This is a genomic window from Pseudomonas sp. R37(2017), from assembly GCF_002113375.1.
GTDB lineage: Bacteria > Pseudomonadota > Gammaproteobacteria > Pseudomonadales > Pseudomonadaceae > Aquipseudomonas.
In genome coordinates this window covers 576,883-596,258 of the sequence record NZ_NEHO01000001.1, presented here as the reverse complement: position 1 = coordinate 596,258, position 19,376 = coordinate 576,883, and the positions used below count along the sequence as shown (strand labels likewise).

Genomic DNA, 19,376 nt, shown 5'->3' with positions numbered 1-19,376 from the left:
GAGGCCATGAAATCTTTGCTTGCCTTGCTCAAGGATTATTGGGGGGTGTTGCGTCGACCCAGTGTGCATTACAGCCTGGGCTTCCTGACCCTCGGCGGGTTCATCGCCGGAGTGATTTTCTGGGGTGGTTTCAACACTGCGCTGGAAGCGACCAACACCGAGAAGTTCTGCACGTCCTGCCATGAAATGCGCGACAACGTTTTTGTCGAATTGCAGGAAACCATTCATTACACCAACCGCTCGGGCGTGCGCGCCACGTGCCCGGACTGTCACGTCCCCCACGAGTGGACGCACAAGATCGCCCGCAAGATGCAGGCTTCCAAGGAAGTCTGGGGCAAGTTGTTCGGCACTATCAGTACCCGGGACAAGTTTCTGGGCATGCGTCGCGAACTGGCCGAACACGAGTGGGCACGGCTCAAGGCCAACGACTCCCGGGAGTGTCGCAACTGCCACAACTTCGAGTTCATGGACTTCACACGCCAGGGCAAGCGCGCCGCCAATATGCACTCCACCTCATTGGCCAGCGGCCAGGCAACCTGTATCGACTGCCATAAAGGCATTGCCCACAAATTGCCCGACATGAGCGGCGTGAAAGGTTGGTAGCCGGCTTTTCGCGGCGTTGCCGCCAAGCGGCATAACCGCGCCGGTTTTTCGTCTTCGATACATTGTTCGGTTCTCCTCTTCTTAGCCTCAACCCCCCGGTTTCAAGGGGGGTGAAGCCGCTATGCGCAAGTTGGTCTGCAAATTGCTACAACCTGCGCGACACAGCAGTGGGCGGCAATCGTCCGGCAGGCAGAGGAAAGAGTGTGGACAAGTACCTTTATGTGGCAATGACCGGCGCCAGCCAGAATGCTCTGGCGCAAAAGGCTCATGCCAACAACCTCGCGAACATCTCCACCAACGGCTTCCAGAAAGACCTGGAGCAGGCCCGTTCGATGCCGGTGTTCGGTGACAGCTTTCCGGCGCGAGCGTTTGCCATGTCCGAACGCCCGGCCACCGATTTCTCCCCGGGCTCGCTGGTGGAAACCGGCCGCGACCTTGACGTTGCCGTGCAAGGCAACGGCTGGATTGCCGTACAGAATCCCGATGGCGGTGAAAGCTATGTGCGCACCGGCAGCCTGAACGTTGACGCCCTGGGCGTGCTGCGTGCCGGCAACGGCATGCCGGTCATGGGCAATGGCGGGCCGATTGCCGTGCCGCCGGAGCAGCAGATCGAAGTCGGTGAGGACGGCACCATCAGCATCCGCGCAATGGGCGAAGGTCCCCGGGTGATGGCTGAAGTCGACCGCATCAAGCTGGTCAATCCGGACCTCAAGAACATGACCAAGGGCCTGGACGGTTCGATCCATACCAAGGACGGCCAGCCGGCGCAGGCCGATGCCGATGTCAAGCTGGTGTCCGGGTTCCTCGAGTCGAGCAACGTCAATGCCGTGGAGGAAATGACCTCGGTACTGGCCTTGTCCAAGCAGTTCGAGCTGCACATCAAGATGATGAACACCGCCAAAGACGATGACCAGGCCATGGCTCGGGTCTTGCAGATCAGCTAATTACCAGAACGTCGCGCCGTAAAACAGGCGCACGAGGAGAATCGAATGCTTCCGGCTCTATGGGTTGCCAAAACAGGCCTGTCCGCCCAGGACACCAACCTGACCACCATTTCCAACAACCTGGCCAACGTGTCGACCACGGGTTTCAAGCGTGACCGCGCCGAGTTCCAGGACCTGCTCTACCAGATCAAGCGTCAGCCTGGCGCCCAGTCGACCCAGGACAGCGAGCTGCCGTCGGGTCTGCAACTGGGTACCGGCGTGCGCATCGTCGGCACCCAGAAAAACTTCTCCTCCGGCAGCCTGCAAACCACCGAGCAGCCACTGGACATTGCTATCGACGGTCGCGGTTTCTTCCAGATCCTGCAACCGGACGGCACCACCTCCTATACCCGTGACGGTACCTTCCACCTGGACTCCAACGGCCAGATCGTGAACGCCAGCGGCTTTGCCCTGGAGCCGGCCATTGTCATTCCCAACGATGCGCAGACCTTCACGGTCGGCCGCGACGGCACCGTGTCCATCACCGTGGCTGGCAACCCGGCTGCCCAGGTGATCGGCAACCTGCAAACCGCCGACTTCATCAACCCGGCCGGCCTGCAGGCAGTGGGCAACAACCTGTTCCTGGAAACCGCCGCCAGTGGCGCGCCGCAAGTCGGCACACCGGGCCTGAACGGTTTCGGTAGCACGCTGCAGAACACCCTGGAAACGTCGAACGTCAGCACCGTCGAGGAAATGGTCAACATGATCACGACCCAACGCGCCTACGAGATGAACTCCAAGGTGATCTCCACCGCCGACCAGATGCTCTCGTTCGTAACGCAGAATCTGTAATCAAGTCTATGAGGCGGCCATGAGGCTGCCTGCAACACCGTGAGGTAGGGTCATGAATCGCTATGTATCTGTTCTGGCACTGAGTGGGATCGTCGCGCTCGCAGGTTGCGTGCCTGCGACGCCCAAGCCCAATGATCCTTACTACGCTCCGGTGTTGCCGCGCACGCCGTTGCCGGCGGCGGCGAACAACGGCTCGATCTATCAGGCCGGGTTCGAGCAGAACCTCTACACCGACCGCAAGGCGTTCCGGGTCGGCGACATCATCACCATCACCCTGAACGAAAAGACCCAGGCAAGCAAAAACGCCAACTCGCAGATCGACAAGAACAGCAAGACCAGCATTGGCCTGACCTCGTTGTTCGGCTCCACGCCCAACACCAACAACCCGTTCGGCAGTGGCGACCTGAGCCTGGAAGCCGCCTACAACGGCGACCGCGCCACCAAGGGCGACAGCAAGGCGGCCCAGGGCAATACCCTGACCGGTTCGATCACCGTGACCGTCGCCGATGTGTTGCCCAACGGCATCATCGCGGTGCGCGGCGAGAAGTGGATGACCCTCAACACCGGCGACGAACTGGTGCGGATTGCCGGCCTCGTTCGCGCCGATGACATCGCCACCGACAACACCGTGTCGTCGACCCGTGTCGCCGATGCGCGCATCACCTACTCGGGCACCGGTTCGTTTGCCGATGCGAGTCAGCCAGGCTGGTTCGACCGTTTCTTCCTCAGCCCGCTGTTCCCTTTCTAAGTGGCTTTCCAGTTGAGCATGTTGAATTTCAAACACCTTGTGGTGGCTGCCCTGATGTTGTCCGCGGCCTTCAACGCTCAAGCCGAGCGCCTGAAGGACATCGCCAGCATTTCCGGCGTGCGTTCCAACCAATTGATCGGCTACGGCCTGGTGGTCGGGCTTAACGGCACCGGCGACCAGACGACGCAAACCCCGTTCACCCTGCAGACTTTCAACAACATGCTCTCGCAGTTCGGCATCAAGGTGCCGCCGGGTTCGGGCAACGTGCAGTTGAAGAACGTCGCGGCGGTGTCGATCAGTGCCGATCTGCCGGCGTTCGCCAAGCCGGGTCAGCAGGTCGACGTCACCGTTTCGTCCATCGGCAACTCCAAGAGTCTGCGCGGCGGTACCTTGCTGCTGACGCCGCTCAAAGGTATCGACGGAAACGTCTATGCGGTGGCCCAGGGCAACCTGGTGGTCGGTGGTTTCGATGCGGAAGGTCGCGACGGTTCGAAGATCACCGTCAACGTTCCGTCGGCCGGTCGCATCCCCGGTGGTGCGTCGGTTGAGCGGGCGGTGCCGAGCGGTTTCAACCAGGGCAACAGCCTGACGCTGAACCTCAACCGCTCCGACTTCACCACCGCCAAGCGCATCGTCGACAAGATCAACGACATGCTCGGTCCTGGCGTGGCCCAGGCCATCGACGGCGGTTCGATTCGCGTCACCGCGCCGCTCGATCCGAGCCAGCGCGTCGACTACCTGTCGATCCTGGAAAACCTTGAAATCGATCCGGGTCAGGCGGTGGCGAAAGTCATCATCAACTCCCGTACCGGCACCATCGTGATCGGCCAGAACGTCAAGGTTTCCCCGGCCGCCGTGACCCACGGCAGCCTGACCGTGACCATCACCGAAGACCCGATCGTCAGCCAGCCCGGCCCTCTGTCCAATGGCACCACGGCGGTGGTGCCGCGTTCGAAGGTCAATGCCCAGCAGGAAGCCAAGCCGATGTTCAAGTTCGGCCCGGGCACCACCCTCGACGAGATCGTGCGGGCGGTGAACCAGGTCGGCGCGGCACCGGGTGACTTGATGGCTATTCTCGAAGCGCTGAAGCAGGCCGGCGCCCTGCAAGCCGACCTGATCGTGATCTGAGGGCGGCCATCGTGGATATGCGCAAGAGCGGTCTGGTCAGCAGCAGCGACTCGGGCTCCTATTCGGATTTGAATCGTTTGAACCAGCTCAAGGTCGGCGACAAGAACAGCGATGGCAACCTGCGCAAGGTAGCGCAGGAGTTCGAGTCGCTGTTCCTCGGGGAAATGCTCAAGTCGATGCGCTCGGCCACCGAAGCATTGGCTCAGGACAATCCGCTGAATACGCCGGCGGCCAGGCAATACCAGGAAATGTACGACCAGCAGTTGGCTGTTTCCATGTCTCGCGAGGGTGGGGGTATCGGTCTGGCTGACGTGTTGATGCGCCAGATGTCGAAGAACAAGCCCATGGCACCGGGTGAGGCCGCCGCAGCGTCTCTGGCCAAGCAAGAGGCCGCCAAGGCAGCCGTGCAAACGCCGGTGGCGGCAGGTACGGTCGCGATCAACGGACCGCTGTCGCGGGTCAATGGCCAGCGACCGTTGTGGGCTTCGCGATCAGTCCATGCGCCGCAAGAGGCGGGTGAGGGGGCTCATCGCAATGACATGGCGCTGATCAATCAGCGACGCCTGGCATTGCCGCCGAAGCTGGCAGATCGACTGTTGGCCGGGCTGGTGCCTTCGGCGACGACCGCTGCCACCACGACGCTCAACAAGACGTCATTGCCAGAGCGCACGACGAGCACCGGCTCGGGGCCGCTGTACAACGGCGACTGGCTGGCGAACGCGCAGCAGGCCTCCACTGGCGGCATGCAGATTTACGGTCGCGCCATGGCGCAGATTCCTCTGGCGCCGGCGAAGAAAGCGTTCAGTTCCGCCGACCAGTTCGTCAACACCATGTTGCCGATGGCCAGGGAAGCGGCGGCCCGCATTGGTGTCGATCCACGTTACCTGGTGGCCCAGGCGGCTCTGGAAACCGGCTGGGGCAAGTCGGTCATGCGTGCTCAGGACGGCAGCAGCAGCCACAACCTGTTCGGCATCAAGGCCGGCAACAGCTGGCAGGGTAATTCGGCGCGGGCGATCACCAGCGAGTTCCGCAACGGGCAGATGGTCAAGGAGACGGCCGAGTTCCGTTCCTATGACTCCTACAAGGACAGTTTCCATGACCTTGTGACTTTGCTGCAGACCAATAATCGCTATCAAGATGTCGTGAAGTCGGCCGATAACCCAGAACAATTTGTACGCGAGTTGCAGAAGGCCGGTTACGCAACCGACCCGGACTACGCAAGCAAGATTTCGCAGATAGCCAAGCAGATGACGAGTTACCAGAACTACGCTGCGGCGGGCGTTTCCACCACGCCTTTATAGGCACAAGGATTAAGGTCTGAATCATGAGTTTGCTCAATATCGGGATGTCGGGGCTCAGTGCTGGCCATAACTCGTTGGTGACGACCGGCAACAACATTGCCAACGTCGACACCGCCGGGTACTCGCGCCAGCAATCTGTGCAGAGCACCAAGGGCTCGATTCAGTACGGCAACGTATTCATCGGTACCGGCACGACGCTGGCCGATGTGCGTCGCGTGTACAACTCCTATCTCGATTCGCAGCTGCGTACCGCCACCTCGCTCAACAGCGAAGCGTCGTCCTACAACGCTCAGGCCACTCCGCTGGACGCCACGCTTTCCGATAGCAACACCGGGTTGACCGGCGTGCTGCAAAAGTTCTTCACCTCGATGCAGGGCGTTTCGACCTCGGCCACCGACGACACGTCCCGCCAGTCGGTGCTGACCGGTGCCCAGGCCTTGTCCGCCCGTTTCAATTCGATTGCCAGGCAGTTGAATGACCAGAACACCAACCTGAACGGCAGCCTCGGCGACATGGCGGATCAGGTGAACAAGCTGTCTTCCAGGATTGCCACGCTCAACCAGAAGATTTCCGAACTGTCCACCGGCACCAACCAGCCAAACGACCTGCTGGATTCGCGCAACGAAGCCGTGCGCCAACTGTCCGAGCTGGTCGGTACCCAGGTGGTCGAGCGTGGCAACAGCTACGACATCTACATCGGCAGCGGTCAACCACTGGTGGTCGGCAACACCACCAATACGCTGAAAACCGTACCGAGCCAGGATGATCCATCGCGCATGTCGCTGCAGCTCGACCGTGGCTCCAGCACCATCGACGTGACTTCGGTGATCAGCGGCGGTGAAATCGGTGGCCTGCTGACTTACCGCAAGGAAGTGCTCGACCCTTCGCTCAATGAGCTGGGGCGCGTGGCACTGGTGGTCGCTGACCAGATCAACAGCCAGCAGGCGCAAGGCATCGACAAGAACGGTGATTTCGGCGCGGCGATCTTTACCAATATCAACAGTGCCGCCCTGATCAGTCAGCGCAGCATTGCGTCGGCGGGCAACAGTGCCGGGTCCGGCAACCTGGATGTCACCATCAAGGACACCGGCAAGCTGACCACCAGCGACTACCAGGTGACGTTCACCAGTGCGACCGACTACACCGTCAAGCGCTCGGACGGCACCGACATGGGCTCGTTCAGTACCACGACGACCCCGGCTCCGGTGATCGACGGCTTCAGCCTGAACCTGAACGGCGGTGCGCCGAGCGCTGGTGATTCGTTCAAGGTGACGCCGACCCGCGGTGCGGCAGCCAGTATCCAGACCGTGCTCACCGACCCGAAAAAAATCGCGGCCGCGGCACCCTTGACCGGCGTGACCAGTGCCAACAACACCGGCACCTACACCCAGCCGACGCTGACCAGCACCATCGACATCTACAACCCGGCGGCCCAGGCGGAAATGCAGACCGCGCTCAAGAACTCGACGCCGGTCAAACTGGTGTTCGGGGCGGCCAGTGGCGGCAGCCAGAGCTACAACCTGGTCGATGCCAAGGGCAACTCGATCGGCACCGGCACCATCGTTCCCGGCCAGAGCAACACCCTGAATCTCAAAGTGGGCATGGTCGATGCCAGCGGCGCGCCGGTGATGGACAACAGTGTCACGCCAGCCGTGCAGAAGACCTTCACCGTGCAGACCACGGTCGGCGCCACACCCGCCAGCGGCGAAAGCTTCACCATCAACCTGACCGGCGCGGCGTCTTCTGACAACCGCAACGCTCAAGCGCTGGTGGGTTTGCAAACCAAACAGACCGTAGACACCGGCTCGGCGAGCAAGGGCATCAGCCTGACCGACGCCTACAACAAGCTGGTGACCAACGTCGGTGCCAAGGCTGCCCAGGGCAAGTCCGACAGCGAAGCCACTACCGCGATCCTGGACAACGCCAAAGGGGCGCGGGATTCGAACTCCGGGGTCGACCTGGATGAAGAAACCGGCAACCTGGTCAAGTACCAGCAGTACTACACCGCGTCTTCGCAGATCATCAAGGCTGCGCAGGAAATTTTCACCACGCTGATCAACAGCCTTTAAGGAGTCGTAATTCATGCGCATTTCCACCGCCCAGTATTACGAAATCACCGCTGCGAATTACCAGCGCAACTTCAACAAGGCCATCGCGACCAGTAACGAAGCCAGCAGCCTGACCCGCATCAATACCGCCGCCGATGATCCGATCGGTGCCGGTCGTTTGCTGCAACTGGGTCAGCAGAGCGCGATGCTCGATCAGTACGGCACCAACATCAGCAGCACCAGGAATGCGTTGAGCCTGCAGGAAACCACGCTCAACTCCATCGGTACCGCATTGCAGCGCGTCAAGGAACTGGCCCTCGCTGCCAGCAACGGCATTGCCACCGACGCCGACCGCAAGGCTTATGCATCGGAACTGGGGCAGATCCAGCAACAAGTGCTGGGCCTGATGAACTCCAAGGATGCGAGCGGCAACTACCTGTTCTCCGGTTCGAAAACCGACACCGCGCCTTATTCGCAGAACGCGGACGGCACCTACCGCTACAACGGTGACCAGACTACCGTCGACCTCGGTATTGGCGATGGCATGACGGTTGGCACCAATACCACCGGTTGGGATGCGTTCCAGCAAACCATCAACACCAGTCGCACCCAGGTCTCCATGACCGCTCCGGCGGTGGATGACGGTCGTGTGGTGCTGTCCAACGGTACGGTCGGCACCAGCTCCACCTACAATGCGAAATTCACGGGTGGCCAGCCTTACACGGTCAGCTTCCTCAGCAGCACCCAGTTGAAGATCACCGACTCGCTGGGCAACGACGTGACCGCCGAAGCCAGCCAGAATGGCGTCATCAGCAATGCCAACGGGGCCAACCAGACCGTCAGCTTCCGTGGCGTTGACCTGAAGCTGAACATCAACCTCAAGTCCGGCGATACCAACCCGGATGCGGTGATCGCCGGCCACAGTTTCAATCTGTCTTCCGCCTCGGATACCTTCAACACGTCGCGCAGCGCCGGTAACCCGTCGACCGCGGTCATCACCGGTTCCAGCGTGACGGACCAGACGGCCTACACCAACGCCTTCCCGTCGGGTGGGGCGATCCTCAAGTTCACCAGTGCGACCGATTTCGACCTGTACGCTGCTCCGATCACCGCCGACAGCAGACCCGTCTCGTCGGGTACCGTGTCGGGCGGCAATGCCACCGCTGCGGGCGTGACCTTTGCCTTGGGCGGTGGCGCCCCGGCGTCCGGCGACCAGTTCGTGATTCAGTCCAACAACCATCAGACCCAGAACGTGCTCGACACCCTGGGCCAGATGATCACCGCGCTGAACACGCCAATCGACGGAGACTCGGTGGCCAAGCAGAAGTTTCTCGGCGCCATGGAGTCGGGAATGGGCAACATCGACAGTGCGGCCAACCAGATCGGTTCGGCCATCACCACGATCGGTGCTCGCGGCCAGGCGCTGGATAACCAGACCGCGACCAACGAAAGCCTGACCCTGGCGAACACCGCGAGCCAGTCGTCGATTCGCGATTCGGACCCGGCCGAAGTCATGACGCGCCTGACCTTGCAGCAGACCATGCTGCAGGCTGCGCAGCTGGCGTTCAGCAAGATTTCCCAGTTGGGCCTGTTCAACAAGATCTGACGGTGGTCGGGCGCGCAGGCGCCCGATTGCTTGCCCCTTCAGTATTTATCGTCTTTTTTGCGGTAACAAAGGGCTCGCTTTTCAGGGCGGGCTCGCGCCGCCTGTGAGCCCGCCGTGAATTCACTCCCGCTTGTCAGCCTGGTCATCCCCGCCTTCAATCCGCGCTTTTTCAGTCGCGCCTTGCATACGGCTGTGAGCCAGAGCTACGGCAATCTGGAGATCATCGTTTGCGATGACAGTCGTGGTCACGAGATTGAAGAGATCGTGGCTTCGGCGGTTGAACAGGGCGCGTCCGTACGCTATGTGCGAAACCCTCGAACCCTGGGGCTGGTGGGTAACCTTCAGGCTTGCCTGGAGCAGGCACAGGGCGAGTACATCAAGTTCCTTTGTGATGATGACCAGTTGTTCTCGTCCTGCATCGAGTTTCAGGCACAGGTGCTCATCGACTGCGCTGACGTCAATCTGGTGGTGGCCCAGCGGTTGCTCTGGGATGCCGATGACATGCCACTGCCTTCGCGTCTGGAAAATACCCCGCTGTCCCCGGTGGGCGGGGTGTTCAAGGGTGAGGACCTGCTGGCGATCTTCGAAAACTTCCCGGTCAACATCCTCGGTGGCTTCAGCAATGCGATGTTCCGTAGGGCTGACGTGCTTGAACTGCTGCCGGCCCTGACTCAGCCCGACCATTGCTTCGTCGCCACCCTTGATTTCGCCTTGTATGTCTGCCTGATGCGCCGCGGCAATCTGGCGGTGTCCAATCACGTGCTCGGCGTCGAACGCCTGTACCCGGAGCGCCTGAGCGGTCAGCAGTCGATGAAGGATGCGGCCGAAACCGAGCGGCAATGGTTGTCGCAAATGCTCAAGGCGCGTGGCGGGGAGTCCGCGCCGGCACAGGGTTGGGTGCGCTATGTACCGTTGACCGGGGTGGACGAGTCACCGCGGGTTTGGGAAGAGTTGCCGCTGAGCCGGACCCTGGGTACGAAACAGACCACCCAGGACTGGCATGTCGGCATCGCCAGTGTCAGTTTTGCCCAGCTGTATGCCCAGTGGCTGGCGTGCCGCAGTCTCACCGACGGTCAGCGCGAGCTGTTGGCGGATACGCTGGAAGCCTGGCCGAGCAGACCCAAAATCGTTCCGATCATCATCGATGAACAGGGCAGTCGTTCGGCGCTGGAACTCACTCTGCAATCGCTGGCGGATCAGGATTACGCCCCTGAACTGACGCTGGTGCTGTCGGCATCCTGCACTGAAGCCGAGTTGGATGAGCGCGTGTTTCGCTTGCCGCTGCAGGACGACTGGCAGCAGCAGATCAATGCCCTGTTACCGCAACTGGAAGGGGCCGGCTGGTTCTATCTGCTGCGTGCCGGTGATCGCCTGGTGGCGCCGGCCTTGCTGATCATGGCTGAACGAATTGCGTTGTCGCGCACCCTGACCTGCCTGTACAGCGATGAAGGCGGGCTGCATCAGGGTGAGTCGGCCGAGCCTGCATTCAAGCCGGACTTCAACCTGGATCTCATGCGCAGCTATCCCTACGTGGGGCGTGCGCTGGCGTTCGAGCGCGAGCGGTTCCTGGCATTGGGCGGTTTCGATTCGCTGCATGGCGAACTGGCGCCACACGATGTGTTGTGGCGCATGGTCGAGCGTGCTGGCACGCATGTGATCGGGCACATTTCGGAGGTTCTGCTGGAGTCGGCGTTCGACCTGGCCAAATGGCTGTCGCAGCCGCAAGTGGTGGATAACAACCCGCGTTTGCTTGAAGCTCATCTGCAGCGCCTGGGTGTCGCCCACGAAATTCGCCAGGGCAGTTCCCAGCTGCTCAATCGGGTCGATTATCACCATGATGACCGGCCGCTGGTGTCGATCATTCTCGTCAGCAAGGACCAGACCCTGGCGTTGCAGCGTTGTGTCGAGAGCCTGCTGGAGAAAACGGCCTACGGTGAATACGAGTTGCTGTTGGTGGATAACGGCAGCGAGAGCGCCGAGGCGCTCGAGTGGTTCGCCGGCATGGCGCAACTGGGCAGCGAGCGGGTCCGGGTGTTGCGCTGTGACGTGCAAGGCAATGCGGCGGCGGTGCGCAATTTCGCCGTGCGGCAGGCGGCCGGCGAATATGTCCTGATGCTCAATCCCTATACGGTGATCACCCAGGGGCAGTGGCTGGCCGAGTTGCTCAATCATGCGCAACGTCCGGAAGTCGGCGTGGTGGGGGCCAAGCTGTTCAATCCTGATGGTCGCGTGCTGCATGCCGGGCTGATTCTCGGGTTGCAAGGGCCGGCCGGCGTGCCGTTCCATGGCGAGACACTTCAAGCGGCGGGCTACATGTACCGCTTGCAGGTCGCCCACAACTACAGTGCCGTCGGCGGCGATTGCCTGATGATTCGCAAGGCAGTCTTTGACGCAGTCGGTGGCCTGGACGAGCGGGGCCTGGCGCAGTCCCTCAACGAGGTGGACCTGTGCCTGCGCGTCGGCCAGGAAGGTTATCTGGTGGTGTGGACGCCGCACGCTCAATTGGCCCTGGGCGCGCAACCGGCGGTTGTGCAGCCAGGTGATCAGGCCCGCAGCGAACAGGAGCAGGAAGTTTTCTACAAGCGCTGGCTGCCGATCGTGGCCCGTGATCCGGCCTACAACACCAACCTGGCGTTGCAGGGGTTGGGTGGTTCGAGCTTCAGCCTCGAACCCGGCCTGCGATCCGGCTGGAGCCCGTTTTCCAAGGCTCAACTGCCGAAGATTCTTGCGTTGCCGGTCAATGCGTCCGCCATCGGCCATTATCGGGTCACGCAACCGCTGATTGAGCTGGAGGCGGCCGGAAGGGCGCACGGACGCATTCATTACAACCTGCCGACCATCATCGAAGTCGAGCGTCATTCGCCTGACGTGATCATCCTGCAGGGGCGCTATTCCGAAGGTCCGATCAACGAAATCCCGAGCCTGCAAAAATACTCCAGCGCACGGCGCATCTATGAGCTGGACGACTTCGTGATCAACGTTCCGCACCGCAATGCGCATATCCGCAACATGCCGGGCAAGGACGAAATGGAGAAGCTGGTGCGGCGCGCCATCGGCATGTGCGATCGCGTGGTGGTCTCCACCGCGCCGCTGGGCAATGCGCTGTCGGACATGCACCGCGACATTCGCGTGGTGCCCAACATGTTGGCGGCGCACTTGTGGACCGACCTGCGCAGTCAACGCCGCACTTCGAAAAAACCTCGGGTCGGCTGGGGTGGCGGCACCAGCCACCACGGTGACCTGGCGGTGATCGCCGATGTGGTCCGCGAACTGGCCAATGAAGTCGATTGGGTGTTCTTCGGCATGTGCCCGGACGATCTGCGCCCGTACATGCATGAGTTCCATGGGGTGATCGGGCTGGACGTGTATCCGGCCAAGCTGGCCAGCCTGAACCTGGATCTGGCGTTGGCACCGCTGGAGTTCCACATCTTCAATGACTGCAAGAGCAACCTGCGTTTGCTGGAGTACGGCGCTTGCGGTTACCCGGTGATCTGCACCGACACCGAGGCCTATCGCGGTTACCTGCCGTGCACCCGGATCAAGACCAATTCCACGGATGAATGGCTGCAGGCGATCCGCATGCACCTGGCCGATCCGGACGCCAGTTATCGCATGGGCGATGAGCTGCGCGAGATCGTGCTGCGTGACTACGTGCTGCGCGGCGACAACCTGCGTTATTGGGAGAATGGCTGGCTCGCGGACTGATCCTTCAGTCTGTTCTGCGCGAAGGCAGGTGACCTCTAGTCACCTGCCTTTTTTGTGCCTGTGATTCGGCGGGTATGGGTCTTGGCCTGCCCGTGGGGCCGCCGAGCACAGGACTCAAAGAGCTGGCGCGTTTCCTGCAAGTCCCCCAAATATCGCCATAAAACGAGCACTTGCGGTGAGTCCGCGACGTGTCCTGAACGGCGGCAGGTTTAACCCAGATGGCCCGCAAAAGCTTGATACAGCTTGGCTGAGCCCTGTGACGAACAAGAGGGGAAGGGATGAAGGCAGTTATTTTGGCGGGTGGCCTGGGTACGCGGATCAGCGAGGAGTCGCACCTCAAGCCCAAGCCGATGATCGAAGTCGGCGGCAAGCCAATTCTCTGGCACATCATGAAGCAGTACTCCGCTCACGGAATCCACGATTTCGTGATCTGCCTTGGCTACAAGGGCTATGCGATCAAGGACTTTTTCGCCAACTACTTTCTGCACACCTCCGACGTCACGTTCGACATGCGCAACAACCGCATGGATGTTCACCAGAACTACAGCGAGCCATGGCGCGTCACGCTGATCGATACCGGCGAAGAGACCATGACCGGTGGCCGTTTGCGCCGTGCCCGACGTTACCTTGAAGACGAAAAGGCTTTCTGCTTTACCTACGGCGACGGCGTGTCGGACCTCAATATCGGGGCGTTGGTGGACTTCCATCTCCAGCATGGAAAACTGGCCACCGTCACCGCGGTACAACCACCCGGCCGCTACGGCGCGCTCAATCGCGATGGCGACAAGGTCCTGGGTTTCACCGAAAAGCCTCGCGGCGACGGTGGCTGGATCAATGGCGGCTTTTTCGTCCTCTCGCCCAAGGTGCTGCCGCTGATCGAAGGCGACGACACTTCGTGGGAATCCGGCCCGCTGGATGGCCTGGCCGAGCGCGGTGAACTCATGGCGTTCCAGCACGACGGTTTCTGGCAGCCGATGGACACCCTGCGTGACAAGAACCACCTCGAGGCGCTGTGGCAGAGCGGGGAGGCCCCATGGAAACAATGGGACTGAGCCCGCAATTCTGGCGCGGCAAACGTGTGCTGGTCACCGGCCATACCGGGTTCAAGGGCAGTTGGCTAACGTTGTGGCTGCAAAGCCTGGGGGCCGAGGTCAGCGGTTTTTCCCTCGACCCCTCCACCGAACCGAGCCTGTTCGAACTGGCCCGCGTTCATGAAGGCATCAACGATCAGCGCGGCGACTTGCGTGACCTTGGCGCATTGCTGGAGCTGATCGCCGAGACCCGGCCGCAAATCGTCCTGCACCTGGCGGCCCAGCCGCTGGTGCGTGAAGGTTATCGCGACCCGTTGGGCACTTACTCCAGCAATGTCATGGGTACCCTCAACCTGCTCGAAGCGATTCGTCAGGTCGGCGGCGTGCGTGCCTGCGTGCTGGTGACCACCGACAAGGTCTACGCCAATCAGGAATGGTTGTGGCCGTACCGCGAAAACGAAGCGTTGGGCGGGCACGATCCCTACAGCAGCAGCAAGGCTTGCTGCGAATTGCTGGCGCAATCCTATGCCGCCTCGTTCTTTGCCCCTGAAAAGCACGCCGAGCATGGCCTGGCGTTGGCCACGGCCCGCGCCGGCAATGTGCTGGGCGGTGGTGATTTCGCTCCGGAACGCTTGATTCCCGATGTACTCAAGGCCTGGTCGGCGAACGAGCCGGTGACTTTGCGTTACCCGCAAGCTGTGCGCCCATGGCAGCACGCCCTGGAGCCGTTGGCCGGCTATCTGCAACTGGCTGCCGGCCTGTTCGAGCAAGGCCCGCAATTCGCCGGAGCGTGGAATTTCGGTCCCGGTGAAGCGGACATGTGCAGCGTCGGTGAAGTGGTCGAGTTGCTCGCCAGTCGCTGGCCCCAGGCGCGCGGCCTGCGCATCGAGCCAAGCGATATGCATGAGGCCGGCCTGTTGCGCCTGGACAGCAGCCGCGCCCGTCAATTGCTCGGCTGGCAACCTCGCTGGTCGTTGCAGCAATGCCTGACCCAAACCCTGGATTGGCATCTGGCATGGCAGAACGGCGATGACATGCGCGCCATCAGCCTGGCGCAGTTGAACCTGTATCGAGGCGCGCTGTGAGTGATTTCCTGTTGAAGGCGTTGCCGCTGAGCGGTTTGTTCAGCGTGCAGCACAAGCGCTTCGAGGACGAGCGCGGGCACTTTTCCCGGTTGTTCTGCGAAGGCAGCCTGAGTGCGTTTGGCCAGGCGTTTCATATCCGCCAGATCAATCACTCCTGCACCCGCGAACGCGGCAGCGTGCGTGGCCTGCATTATCAGAACGAGCGCGCGCCGGAAGCCAAGTTGATCACTTGCCTGCGCGGTGAAGTCTGGGATGTCGCGGTGGATTTGCGCCCCGACTCCGAGACCTTTCTGCACTGGCACGCCGAACACCTGCGGGCCGGCGATGGTCGCAGCCTGTTGATTCCGGCCGGGTTCGCCCATGGCTTCCAGACCCTGAGCGCCGACGCCGAGCTGCTTTACCTGCACAGCAACGACTACACGCCGGAACACGAAGGCGGGTTGTCGGTGCTCGATCCACGGCTGGCGATTGCCTGGCCGTTGCCTGTCAATAATCTGTCGGTGCGCGATAGCCGTCATCCGGCGCTCGATGAACACTTCACCGGAGTGCATCTATGAACTGCCGTGGTTGCGCGACTGCGCTGACCCTGCCGCTGATCGACCTGGGCACCTCGCCACCGTCCAACGCCTACGTGCGTGCTGACCAGTTGGAGCAGGCCGAACAATGGGTGCCGCTGAAAGTCGCCGTGTGCCAGCAGTGCTGGTTGGTACAAACCGAGGACTACACCAGCGCAGACAGCCTGTTCGATGCCGAGTACGCCTATTTCAGTTCGTTCTCCAGCACCTGGCTGGCCCATGCCGAGCGTTATGTGGCCGAGATGGTCGAGCGTTTCGGTCTGGGCGCCGACAGCCGTGTGGTGGAAGTCGCGGCCAACGACGGCTACCTGTTGCAGTACGTGGCCCGGCGTGGCATCCCTTGCCTGGGTGTCGAGCCGACCCGCAGCACCGCGCAAGCGGCGCGGGAAAAAGGCCTGGAGATTCGTGAAGTGTTTTTCGGTCGCGACACCGCCGCGCAGCTGAAAAGCGAAGGCTGGGGCGCCGACCTGATGGCCGCCAACAACGTGCTGGCCCACGTCCCGGATATCAACGATTTCCTTGGCGGTTTCGCGACGTTGCTCAAGCCGACCGGCGTGGCGACTTTCGAGTTCCCGCAACTGCTGACGCTGATGGCCGGCCAGCAATTCGACACGCTGTACCACGAACACTATTCCTACCTGTCGCTGACTGCCGTGCAGACTTTGTGCGAGCGCAATGGCCTGCAAGTGTTCGACGTCAGTCAGCTCTCGACCCATGGCGGTTCGCTGCGGGTGTTCGTGCAGCGACTGGACGGCGAGCGTCGCGAAGTGCAGCCGGCGGTCCGGCAACAACTGCAGGCCGAACTTGCCGCCGGAGTGAAAACCCCGGAGTACTACACGACCCTGGCCCCGGCCGCCGAGCGCATCAAGCATGACCTGCTGCGCTTTTTGTTGCAGGCCAGGGCCGATGGCAAGCGCGTGGTCGGCTACGGCGCCGCCGCCAAGGGCAATACCTTGCTCAACTATGCCGGGGTCAAACCGGACCTGCTGGCCTGGGTTGCCGATGCCAACCCGCACAAGCAAGGCAAGTACCTGCCCGGTAGCCGCATTCCGATCGTGTCGCCGGCACGGATCGACATCGAAAAGCCGGACTACGTGCTGGTGCTGCCGTGGAACCTGCTGGATGAGATCACCCAGGCCTTTGCCGGCATTCGTGCATGGGACGGTCGTTTTGTCATTGCCATTCCCGAGTTGATCATTCGATGAGCCGAATTCATTACACCAAACCCAGTGTCGGTGAGCTGGAAGCCGACTACGTACTCGATGCCGTCCGCCATGGCTGGGGAGAGCGCTGCTACGAGTACCTGACGCGGTTCGAGAAGTCCTTTGCCGAGCACGTGGGTGCGACGTACGCGATTGCAACGTCCAGTTGCACCGGCGCGCTGCACATGGGCATGGCGGCACTGGGCATCGGTGCCGGCGATGAGGTGATCCTTGCCGATACCAACTGGATCGCTTCGGCCGCGCCCATCACCTATCTGGGCGCGACACCGGTGTTCGTCGACGTGCTGGCGGACAGTTGGTGCCTCGACCCGCAGCGGGTGCGCCAGGCGATTACCCCACGCACCAAAGCGATTCTGGCGGTGCACCTCTACGGCAATCTCTGCGATATGGATGCGTTGCTGGCCATCGGTCACGAGTTTGGCCTGCCGGTCATCGAGGACGCAGCCGAGGCAATTGGCTCGCAGTGGCGCGGTCGGTCGGCCGGTTCGCTGGGCGCGTTCGGCGCGTTTTCCTTTCATGGCACCAAGACCATGACCACCGGCGAAGGCGGCATCTTCGTGACGTCGGACAAGGCCCTGTATGAGCGCGTACTGACCCTGTCCAACCATGGCCGGGTGGCGGGCAGCAGCAAGCAGTTCTGGCCGGATTTCCTCGGTTTCAAATACAAGATGAGCAACCTGCAAGCGGCCGTCGGTTGCGCGCAGGTTGAGCGGATCGATGAGTTGATCGAACGCAAGCGCGCGATCTTTGCCTGTTACGCCGACGCCCTGGCTGCATTGCCGGGCTTGTCCATGAACCCTGAGCCCGAACATGCGCGCAATGGCTACTGGATGCCCACCGTGGTCTTTGAGCGCGAACTGGGCATTACGCGGGACATGCTGATCGCAGCCTTCCAGGCCGCCGATATCGACGCGCGGGTGTTCTTCTGGCCGCTGTCGTCCTTGCCGATGTTCAGCGAACTGACGGCCGACTCGCCCGTGGCGCATTCGCTGCCGGAGCGCGCGATCAATCTGCCCAGTTACCACGACATGACCGATGACGATCAGCACCGGGTCATCGAAGTGCTGCGCGCGCTGGTACTCAAAAGGACCCGGCTATGAAGGTTTACCTGCTGGGGGCGGCCAATCCCGAAGCGGTACGGATGATCCTCACCCTGCAACGCAGCCAGCCGGACGTGCAGTTCGCCTTTCTCGATAACGATCCGGCGAAGCAAGGCACGCTGTTTCATGGCGTGCCGGTAGTGGGTGGCACCGACAAGGTGGCCGAGCTGAAAGGCCCCGAGACACGCTTTGTCAATTTGATCACCGGCAGCACCGCGCTGCGTCATCGGACCACCTGCGAGATCGTCGAGGCTGGCGGCACCCTGGGCAATTTCATCCACCCGGGCATCGATCTGACGATGATCACGATGGGCGTCGGCACGTATCTGCAAGAGGGCGTGATCATGCAGGCGCAAGTCAGCCTGGGCGACAACACCAGTATCAGCGCCGGCAGCGTGGTCGGGCATGAGGGGCGGATCGGTCATTCGGTGTTCATGGCGCCGGGTGTCTGCATTGCCGGTTGTGTCGAAGTCGGTGACGGCACCTTCATCGGTACCAACGCCACGATCCTGCCACGTTTGCGCATCGGCCGTTGGGCCACCATCGGTGCGGGCGCCGTGGTGACCAGAGACGTTCCAGACTACGCGGTTGTGGTGGGCAGTCCCGCCAGGACCATCAAGACCAATCCAGTTTCCTTTCAAGACGGTCGGGTTTTCAACTAACCACCGCGACTAATTTCCGGAGAGTCTGTAATGAATCCTCATGAGCAGTTTCGTGAAGAAGTAAAAGAGAACATCGAAGGCCTGCAACAGGACAAAGCCCTGCAAGCCACTTCGCTGGACTGGGTCGGCACGACCGCCAGGCACAAGTACACCTACAACTTCAGCTGGATGGGGCGCCCGATCATTCAGTTCCCCCAGGACATGGTCGCCATGCAGGAGATCATCTGGGCGCTGCGGCCGGACATCATTGTCGAGACCGGAATCGCTCACGGCGGCTCGCTGGTGTTTTACGCCTCGATGCTGGAACTGATCGGCCATGGTGAAGTGCTGGGCGTCGACATCGATATCCGCCAGCACAACCGTGAGGCGATCGAAGCGCACCCGATGAGCAAGCGGATCCAGATGATCCAGGGGTCGAGCATTGATCCGGCGATCGTCGAGCAGGTTCGCCAGCGCGTCGAGGGCAAGAAAGTGCTGGTGGTACTGGACTCCAACCATACCCACGAGCACGTACTGGAAGAGCTGCGGGCCTATGCCCCCATGACCTCGGTAGGCAGCTACTGCGTGGTGATGGATACCGTGGTTGAAGACATGCCGGAAGATGCCTTCCCGGACCGCCCGTGGGGCAAGGGCGACAACCCGAAAACCGCGGTATGGGCCTACCTGGAAGAAAATCGCGATTTCGAGATCGACCAGGCCATTCACAGCAAGCTGCTGATCACCGTCGCGCCGGATGGCTATCTGCGTCGCGTGCGGTAATCGACAAGACATCGTTGGGTTTTTTCG

General features: G+C 61.6%; 16 protein-coding genes. All 16 read left to right on the top strand.

All coding sequences use genetic code 11. The features are described from left to right. Nucleotides 1-6 precede the first annotated feature (6 nt). Nucleotides 7-603: a cytochrome c3 family protein gene (locus CAG47_RS02855; protein WP_085723386.1), complete on the top strand. Its 597-nt coding sequence runs from the start codon at nt 7-9 to the stop codon at nt 601-603. 203 nt (nt 604-806) lie between these two features. Then, nucleotides 807-1,547 (top strand): flagellar basal body rod protein FlgF, encoded by a 741-nt coding sequence (locus CAG47_RS02850; protein ID WP_085723385.1) that lies wholly within the window; start codon nt 807-809, stop codon nt 1,545-1,547. Nucleotides 1,548-1,592: 45 nt separating this feature from the next. Next, nucleotides 1,593-2,378 carry a flagellar basal-body rod protein FlgG gene (gene flgG / locus CAG47_RS02845; protein WP_085723384.1) on the top strand — a complete coding sequence of 262 codons (786 nt, stop codon included), beginning with the start codon at nt 1,593-1,595 and terminating at the stop codon, nt 2,376-2,378. Between the two features lie 52 nt (nt 2,379-2,430). Continuing rightward, complete coding sequence (gene flgH, locus CAG47_RS02840) at nt 2,431-3,126, top strand: flagellar basal body L-ring protein FlgH (RefSeq protein ID WP_085723383.1); 696 nt, start codon at nt 2,431-2,433, stop codon at nt 3,124-3,126. A gap of 18 nt (nt 3,127-3,144) precedes the next feature. Continuing rightward, nucleotides 3,145-4,254, top strand: a complete 1,110-nt coding sequence (locus CAG47_RS02835; RefSeq protein WP_085723382.1) for a flagellar basal body P-ring protein FlgI — start codon at nt 3,145-3,147, stop codon at nt 4,252-4,254. A gap of 11 nt (nt 4,255-4,265) precedes the next feature. Beyond that, complete coding sequence (flgJ, locus tag CAG47_RS02830; protein WP_085723381.1) at nt 4,266-5,555, top strand: flagellar assembly peptidoglycan hydrolase FlgJ; 1,290 nt, start codon at nt 4,266-4,268, stop codon at nt 5,553-5,555. A gap of 23 nt (nt 5,556-5,578) precedes the next feature. Then, nucleotides 5,579-7,624 carry a flagellar hook-associated protein FlgK gene (flgK, locus tag CAG47_RS02825; RefSeq protein WP_085723380.1) on the top strand — a complete coding sequence of 682 codons (2,046 nt, stop codon included), beginning with the start codon at nt 5,579-5,581 and terminating at the stop codon, nt 7,622-7,624. Nucleotides 7,625-7,637: 13 nt separating this feature from the next. After that, nucleotides 7,638-9,209, top strand: coding sequence for a flagellar hook-associated protein 3 (locus tag CAG47_RS02820; protein WP_085723379.1), 1,572 nt, complete (start codon nt 7,638-7,640; stop codon nt 9,207-9,209). A 114-nt stretch (nt 9,210-9,323) separates the two neighbouring features. Then, entirely contained in the window at nt 9,324-12,914 is a 3,591-nt protein-coding gene (locus CAG47_RS02815) for a glycosyltransferase (RefSeq protein WP_085723378.1), read from the top strand. Nucleotides 12,915-13,192: 278 nt separating this feature from the next. Then, nucleotides 13,193-13,966 (top strand): glucose-1-phosphate cytidylyltransferase, encoded by a 774-nt coding sequence (gene rfbF / locus CAG47_RS02810; RefSeq protein ID WP_085723377.1) that lies wholly within the window; start codon nt 13,193-13,195, stop codon nt 13,964-13,966. After that, nucleotides 13,948-15,030 (top strand): CDP-glucose 4,6-dehydratase, encoded by a 1,083-nt coding sequence (rfbG, locus tag CAG47_RS02805; protein ID WP_085723376.1) that lies wholly within the window; start codon nt 13,948-13,950, stop codon nt 15,028-15,030. Before rfbF ends, rfbG begins: the two co-directional genes overlap by 19 nt. Continuing rightward, a complete protein-coding gene (locus CAG47_RS02800) occupies nt 15,027-15,587 on the top strand; it encodes a dTDP-4-dehydrorhamnose 3,5-epimerase family protein (RefSeq protein ID WP_085723375.1) in 561 nt (186 codons plus the stop codon). Before rfbG ends, CAG47_RS02800 begins: the two co-directional genes overlap by 4 nt. Next, a complete protein-coding gene (locus tag CAG47_RS02795; protein ID WP_085723374.1) occupies nt 15,584-16,810 on the top strand; it encodes a class I SAM-dependent methyltransferase in 1,227 nt (408 codons plus the stop codon). Before CAG47_RS02800 ends, CAG47_RS02795 begins: the two co-directional genes overlap by 4 nt. Further along, nucleotides 16,807-17,928, top strand: a complete 1,122-nt coding sequence (locus tag CAG47_RS02790) for a DegT/DnrJ/EryC1/StrS aminotransferase family protein (protein WP_085723373.1) — start codon at nt 16,807-16,809, stop codon at nt 17,926-17,928. Before CAG47_RS02795 ends, CAG47_RS02790 begins: the two co-directional genes overlap by 4 nt. Beyond that, on the top strand, nt 17,925-18,590 hold the full coding sequence (locus CAG47_RS02785; RefSeq protein ID WP_085723372.1) for an acetyltransferase: 666 nt from the start codon (nt 17,925-17,927) through the stop codon (nt 18,588-18,590). The genes CAG47_RS02790 and CAG47_RS02785 overlap by 4 nt, the downstream gene beginning before the upstream one ends. 30 nt (nt 18,591-18,620) lie before the next feature. Next, entirely contained in the window at nt 18,621-19,349 is a 729-nt protein-coding gene (locus CAG47_RS02780; protein ID WP_085723371.1) for a cephalosporin hydroxylase family protein, read from the top strand. Nucleotides 19,350-19,376: the final 27 nt, after the last annotated feature.

Excerpts from the sequence above, each read along its gene's own strand:
- CAG47_RS02855 (WP_085723386.1), top strand. The coding sequence starts at position 7 with ATGAAATCTTTGCTTGCCTTGCTCAAGGATTATTGGGGGGTGTTGCGT.
- flgG (WP_085723384.1), top strand. The coding sequence starts at position 1,593 with ATGCTTCCGGCTCTATGGGTTGCCAAAACAGGCCTGTCCGCCCAGGAC.
- flgH (WP_085723383.1), top strand. The coding sequence starts at position 2,431 with ATGAATCGCTATGTATCTGTTCTGGCACTGAGTGGGATCGTCGCGCTC.
- CAG47_RS02835 (WP_085723382.1), top strand. The coding sequence starts at position 3,145 with ATGTTGAATTTCAAACACCTTGTGGTGGCTGCCCTGATGTTGTCCGCG.
- flgK (WP_085723380.1), top strand. The coding sequence starts at position 5,579 with ATGAGTTTGCTCAATATCGGGATGTCGGGGCTCAGTGCTGGCCATAAC.
- CAG47_RS02820 (WP_085723379.1), top strand. The coding sequence starts at position 7,638 with ATGCGCATTTCCACCGCCCAGTATTACGAAATCACCGCTGCGAATTAC.
- rfbF (WP_085723377.1), top strand. The coding sequence starts at position 13,193 with ATGAAGGCAGTTATTTTGGCGGGTGGCCTGGGTACGCGGATCAGCGAG.
- rfbG (WP_085723376.1), top strand. The coding sequence starts at position 13,948 with ATGGAAACAATGGGACTGAGCCCGCAATTCTGGCGCGGCAAACGTGTG.
- CAG47_RS02795 (WP_085723374.1), top strand. The coding sequence starts at position 15,584 with ATGAACTGCCGTGGTTGCGCGACTGCGCTGACCCTGCCGCTGATCGAC.
- CAG47_RS02790 (WP_085723373.1), top strand. The coding sequence starts at position 16,807 with ATGAGCCGAATTCATTACACCAAACCCAGTGTCGGTGAGCTGGAAGCC.
- CAG47_RS02785 (WP_085723372.1), top strand. The coding sequence starts at position 17,925 with ATGAAGGTTTACCTGCTGGGGGCGGCCAATCCCGAAGCGGTACGGATG.
- CAG47_RS02780 (WP_085723371.1), top strand. The coding sequence starts at position 18,621 with ATGAATCCTCATGAGCAGTTTCGTGAAGAAGTAAAAGAGAACATCGAA.